Source organism: Arthrobacter sp. SPT-J7 (genome assembly GCF_059089965.1).
In genome coordinates, this window is sequence record NZ_JBNHFF010000220.1 from 1 (window position 1) to 5253 (window position 5253).

A 5253-nucleotide genomic window follows, 5' to 3' on the forward strand; every position below is an offset into this window, starting at 1 on the left:
CAGCGCCGGCCGGGGCAGGTGCCGCGGCGGGGACGGCAACAGCTGGACCCGTCAGGACCAATGTCTGGCCGGGGACGATGATGCTGAAGGGGCTTAGCCCGTTGGCAGCAAGCATCCCGTTCATTTCCACGCCGAATCTGGCCGCAATGGCCCCCACCGTATCCCCGGGGACCACCGTGTACAGGTTGGGGTCCGCTGCAGGAGATACTTCAGGGGCGGGTGCAGGTTCGGCAGCTGGCGCCGGAGCTTCCGCGGCAGGTGGTGCGTCCGCCGGTGTTGCCATCTGCCCCTGCACGACGCTGGATGAGACGCCGGAAGGATCGGTGCCGGACACAGCCTGCCCTACGGCTTCAACACCACCGGGCACCTCAGGAACCGCCTCCGCAGCGGGAGCAGCCCCCGTCATATCCTGCATTAGGAAGGGGGCTGGTGCAGCCAGCGCTCCGACTCCCACGGCAGCCACCACGGCAGCGGCGGCCATCCCGGCCCACAGCTTATTGCTGATGGTGGGGCTGCCGACCGTCAGGTCGGTGCGGGGGACATCGGTGGCGGAACTCCCGCTTGGTGGATCTGTGGCTTTGAAGGTGCGCTCGTTCATGGGTAGCCCATCGAGGTTCGGTCCAGCCGGCAGGTGCATGTGCACCAGGAGACGACGGGACGGATCGAGGTGTGATGCGCTGGCGGGCCCAGCTTCAAGCCGGGCCGCTCACGGCGCATGATGGAGGCGTCCGCATACCCGGAAAATACGGACGCTCCGCGAGGAGGCGCTGCCATCGGAAGCCATCCGGTGAACAGGCCGGCACTTGTTCGGTCCTAGGAATCCCGAGTCTAGGAACCCTGCACACCCCACGGCACGAGTAGGGATTACCCGAATAATCCGGTCCGGTACTTGGGCGGCCCCCGGACCGATACTTAAAACGGCAGCAGCCTGCTACGTGCTGCGCAGGGGCCGGGACTAGCGGCTGTGCTGGTCCTTCAGCTCCGCGATCTCGTGGCGAAGCAAGGCCATCTCCGCGACGAGTTCTGCCACCCCGGCCCGGACCGGCTCCTCGGCATCCGATACCGCTTCAGCAGTGTCCTCCACGCGCTGGACCAGCCAGGCCGCGATGGACGCCGTGACCACGCCCAGGACGGCGATCCCGCTCATCATGAGGGCGGCGGCGACCATCCGGCCGATGGGCGTCACCGGGAACATGTCCCCATAGCCAACAGTAGTGATCGTGGCCATGGCCCACCACAGCGCATCACCGAAGGTAACAATCTTTGCGTCGGGGGCTGACTGCTCCACATCAAGGACAGCGAGCGCGCCCACAAACACCAGCATCGCGGCCGATCCCGCCACGTACGTCACCACGCGTCCCCGAAGCGTGTCACCCAGGGTCCGGTGCAGCACGGACAGCAGCGTCACCAGCCGGAGCAGGCGAAGCGGCCGAAAGAACGGCAGGGCCACAATGAGCAGTTCATGGAGGTTCCGGAGGAACCAGGCGCCGCGGTCCTCGACCAGCCAAAGGTTGACCACATAGTCCACCGCAAAGATGCCCCAAGTAGCCCACATCACGGCCTCAAGCCAGAACACACCGCTGCCTTCAACGCGGCCAATCACTTGCCATGCATACGCCGCCAGGAAGATGAGCGCCGTCATCGTCAGCGGCCAGTCCGCCAGGTCCCGGTAGCGTTGTTGGGTCATGCAGGAAATCCTACGCGGACATTCCTAGGCGCTTCACGCGTTGATGCCCCTTAAGTTACCCGCGGGTAATATAGGCTCATTCACCTGCTTCTACGAACCCTCCTGCTGCTGATCACGTCATCCCGCCGCCCGCCGTTGAGCGTCTGGGACACGTCCTCGCTGCCGCTGCGCCTTCTGCCCACTGACATCGACATTGCCATGCACGTCAACAACGGCATGTATCTATCCCTGATGGACCTGGGCCGGTTCGACCTGATGGTGCGCAGCGGCGTATGGAAGCGGATGCGCCGGCGGGGGTGGGGGCCGGTGGCAGGCGGGGTTAGCTCTGGGCGCGGGGTTATTCCCAATGACGCGGGGAGCGAACAAACGGCCCTGGCCGCGACATCAGGCGCCGCCGCGCGTACCGTTGACACATGGCTACCGTTGACATCACAGGTGAACAGTTCGCATCGACCATCGAGGGCAACGACATTGTCCTGGTGGATTTTTGGGCAGAATGGTGCGGCCCCTGCAAGCAGTTCGGACCCACGTACTCGGCCGTCTCGGAGAAGCACCCGGATGTCCTCTTCACCAAGGTGGACACGGAGGCTGAGCAGCAGCTCGCCGCGGAGGCAGGCATTTCCTCCATTCCCACGCTGATGGCTTTCCGCGAGAAGGTGCTGGTTTTCTCACAGCCCGGTGCACTGAACTCACAGCAGCTCGAACAGGTGGTTGACGCCGTGAAGGCGCTGGACATGGACGAAGTCCACGCCCACGTGGCGCGCCAACGGGACGAAGCCGCCGCCGCAGCAGGCCAGCAGGACGGCACGCAGATTCCGGAAGCGTGATCCACGACGCCTGACCCTTGCTGAAACAGGCGAAGCGGCGCCCCCTCCACGGGAGGGCGCCGCTTCGCCTGTACCCGATGTACGCGGCCGGTAAAGGCGTTCCAGTTTGACGGGCTCGGCCAGGAGCGCGCTTAGGGATTCGTTCAGGTCCTGCACCGCGATGCCCTTGGAATGCCTTGCCAGGTCCTCCTCCGACGCCCACTGCTCCGTGAGGACGAGTTTCTCCTCCGTGGCTTCGCTGAGCTCGTAACGGATGCAGCCGGGTTCGTTCACCACCTCGTCGATGGCGATTTCGAGGGCCAGCTTTACGCGGTAAAACTCGCCGTCGTTGGGGATGAACGTTGCCTGCAGGTCAATGGGTGAACTCATGGATGTCACAATACCGGCCGCGGCCGGCCGGCCCGTTACGGTTGGCGCCAGCCGCGGGACTGTTGCGCTTTGATGTCCTTCTATTGCCCGGTTCCTGTTGGTAGCGTGCCATCATGCGCGCTTACACAGCCGGAAACACTGACGTTCCGCTGCTCGAAGAGACCATCGGCGGAAACTTCGAGCGGGTGGTGGCAAGGTTTCCGTTCCATGACGCCCTGATCGAGGCGGCCCCGGTGCCAGGCGGCGACGCGCGGCGCTGGAGCTACACCAAGATGAACGACGACGTCGACCGGCTGGCGCGTGCGCTCCTCGCCCTGGGCATCGCCAAGGGTGACCGGGTGGGAATCTGGAGCCCCAATTGCGCAGAGTGGACGCTCCTGCAGTACGCCACCGCCAAGGCCGGCGCCGTCCTTGTCAACGTCAACCCCGCCTACCGCAGCCACGAGCTGGAGTTCGTGGTGAAGCAAAACGGCATGCGGTTGCTGGTCACGGCGCCCTCGGACCGAAACAGCGATTACATAGGCATGGCACGGCGTGCGCTCGCAGAGTGCCCGGACCTGCGCCAATTGGTGTTCCTCCCTGTCGGACGAGGGGCGGGGCTCGACGGCGGGATCCCGCTGAGTGACGCGGAGCTCACCTACGCCGAGCTGCTGAGGCGGGCGGACGACGTCGGGCATTCAGGGCTGCGGACCCGCATGGCTGAACTCACCCCCCACGACCCCATCAACCTGCAGTACACCTCAGGGACAACGGGATTTCCCAAAGGTGCCACGCTGACCCACCACAACATCCTCAACAACGGCTACTCGATAGGGGAGCTGCTCGGCTACACCGAGCAGGACAGGGTGGTGATTCCAGTGCCGTTCTACCACTGCTTCGGCATGGTGATCGGCAACCTGAACGCGCTGAGCCACGGGGCCGCCACCATCATTCCGGGCCGAGGCTTCGACCCTGCCGCCGCGCTGGAAGCGGTGCAGGACTTTGGCGGAACCTCCCTGTACGGAGTGCCCACCATGTTCATCGCAGAGCTTGCGTTGCCCGACTTTGCCTCATACGACCTCTCCACCCTCCGCACAGGGGTCGTGGCCGGATCACTATGCCCTATTGAGGTGATGAACCGCGTCATCTCGGAGATGAACATGTTGGACGTGGCCATCTGCTACGGCATGACGGAAACGTCGCCGGTGTCCACCATGACCCGGAACGGCGACACCCTGCAGCACCGTACGGAAACAGTGGGCCGGACCATGCCGCACCTTGAGAGCAAGATCGTGGACCCCGTGTCCGGGGAAGTCCTGCAGCGCGGGCAGATCGGGGAGCTGTGCACCCGCGGCTACGCGGTGATGGCCGGGTACTGGAACCAGCCGGAGAAAACGGCCGAGACGATTGACCATGAGGGCTGGATGCACACCGGCGACCTGGCCCGGATGGACGAAGACGGCTACGTGGTGGTCGAGGGCCGGATCAAGGACATGGTGATCAGGGGCGGCGAGAACATCTATCCGCGTGAAATCGAGGAGTTCCTCTACACCCACCCGTCGATCCAGGACGTGCAGGTCATCGGGGTGCCCGACGGCAAATACGGGGAGGAACTGATGGCCTGCATCATCCTCAAGCCCGGCGCGGAGCCACTGGACGCGAACGCAATCTCCGAGTTCTGCCGGGGCAAGCTGGCCCACTACAAAATCCCGCGCTACGTGGACATTCGGGACAGCTTTCCCATGACCGTCTCCGGGAAGGTCCGCAAAGTGGAGATGCGGGAGGAAGCCGTGGCCAGGCTGGGGTTGTGACTGCGGCTGCCTGGTCTAATGGATGTTGCGGTTGATCGCCCGCACCCCATCAAACAGCCCGACCGCGGAAGAGTGGACGTTGCCCCGGTGGCGGCGCGGCTGAAACTAGTGCCGGCGGTGGTCCTGGATGGTCATCCGCGGGCCAAAGGTGGGCTTGCGGAAGCCGCTGGCCTGGATCATCCGCACCACGCGCTGACGGTGCCCTTCCCACGGAGCAAGCAGGCGGAGCATGCCCGCGTCGTCCGTCCGCCTGCCCGTCAGTGCCGCCCCCACATACGCAGCGAGATGATAGTCGCCCACGGAGACGGAGTCCGGGCAGCCGTGGGTGCGCTGCACCACTTCCGCCGCGGTCCAGACACCGATTCCGGGGATAGTTTGGAGCCTGGCTGCGGCCTCCAGTGCCGGCAGCGCTGCCAGCCGTTCGAGCGCGACGGCGGACCGCAGCGCCCGCATGACCGTCACCGAGCGCTGGGGGCCCACTCCGGCCTTGTGCCACTCCCAGCTGGGGACCTGCAACCATTGGGCGGCCGTGGGCGGCAGCACCAGGCCTGGCGGCGTGGAGGTGCCAGCCCGCGGCGCC

The 5253-nt window shown here is 65.3% G+C and carries 5 protein-coding genes and 2 pseudogenes; 3 read left to right on the top strand and 4 right to left on the bottom strand.

The annotated features are described in order from the left end of the window. Both AC5RWX_RS29770 and AC5RWX_RS29775 read right to left on the bottom strand, forming a co-directional pair. Positions 1-598: LysM peptidoglycan-binding domain-containing protein (locus AC5RWX_RS29770; RefSeq protein WP_494099823.1), on the bottom strand; the 598-nt coding region annotated here is incomplete at its 3' end. A 357-nt stretch (positions 599-955) separates the two neighbouring features. After that, positions 956-1687 carry a potassium channel family protein gene (locus AC5RWX_RS29775; RefSeq protein WP_494099824.1) on the bottom strand — a complete coding sequence of 244 codons (732 nt, stop codon included), beginning with the start codon at positions 1685-1687 and terminating at the stop codon, positions 956-958. A gap of 78 nt (positions 1688-1765) precedes the next feature. On the opposite strand from AC5RWX_RS29775, the pseudogene AC5RWX_RS29780 reads away from it, so the two are divergent. Together AC5RWX_RS29780 and AC5RWX_RS29785 are read left to right on the top strand one after the other, a co-directional pair. Beyond that, a pseudogene (locus tag AC5RWX_RS29780) lies at positions 1766-2005 on the top strand (thioesterase family protein); the annotation flags it as partial. A gap of 95 nt (positions 2006-2100) precedes the next feature. Further along, a complete protein-coding gene (locus tag AC5RWX_RS29785) occupies positions 2101-2514 on the top strand; it encodes a thioredoxin family protein (RefSeq protein ID WP_494099825.1) in 414 nt (137 codons plus the stop codon). A 93-nt stretch (positions 2515-2607) separates the two neighbouring features. Here AC5RWX_RS29785 and AC5RWX_RS29790 read toward each other — a convergent pair. After that, positions 2608-2883, bottom strand: a pseudogene (locus AC5RWX_RS29790) (putative quinol monooxygenase); the annotation flags it as partial. A 113-nt stretch (positions 2884-2996) separates the two neighbouring features. Here AC5RWX_RS29790 and AC5RWX_RS29795 point away from each other — a divergent pair. Further along, a complete protein-coding gene (locus AC5RWX_RS29795) occupies positions 2997-4673 on the top strand; it encodes an AMP-binding protein (RefSeq protein WP_494099826.1) in 1677 nt (558 codons plus the stop codon). A gap of 105 nt (positions 4674-4778) precedes the next feature. Here AC5RWX_RS29795 and AC5RWX_RS29800 read toward each other — a convergent pair. Next, positions 4779-5253, bottom strand: a 475-nt coding sequence (locus AC5RWX_RS29800; protein WP_494099827.1) for a DNA glycosylase family protein, incomplete at its 5' end; no start/stop codon positions are given.

Excerpts from the sequence above, each read along its gene's own strand:
- AC5RWX_RS29785 (WP_494099825.1), top strand. The coding sequence starts at position 2,101 with ATGGCTACCGTTGACATCACAGGTGAACAGTTCGCATCGACCATCGAG.
- AC5RWX_RS29795 (WP_494099826.1), top strand. The coding sequence starts at position 2,997 with ATGCGCGCTTACACAGCCGGAAACACTGACGTTCCGCTGCTCGAAGAG.
- AC5RWX_RS29775 (WP_494099824.1), bottom strand. The coding sequence starts at position 1,687 with ATGACCCAACAACGCTACCGGGACCTGGCGGACTGGCCGCTGACGATG.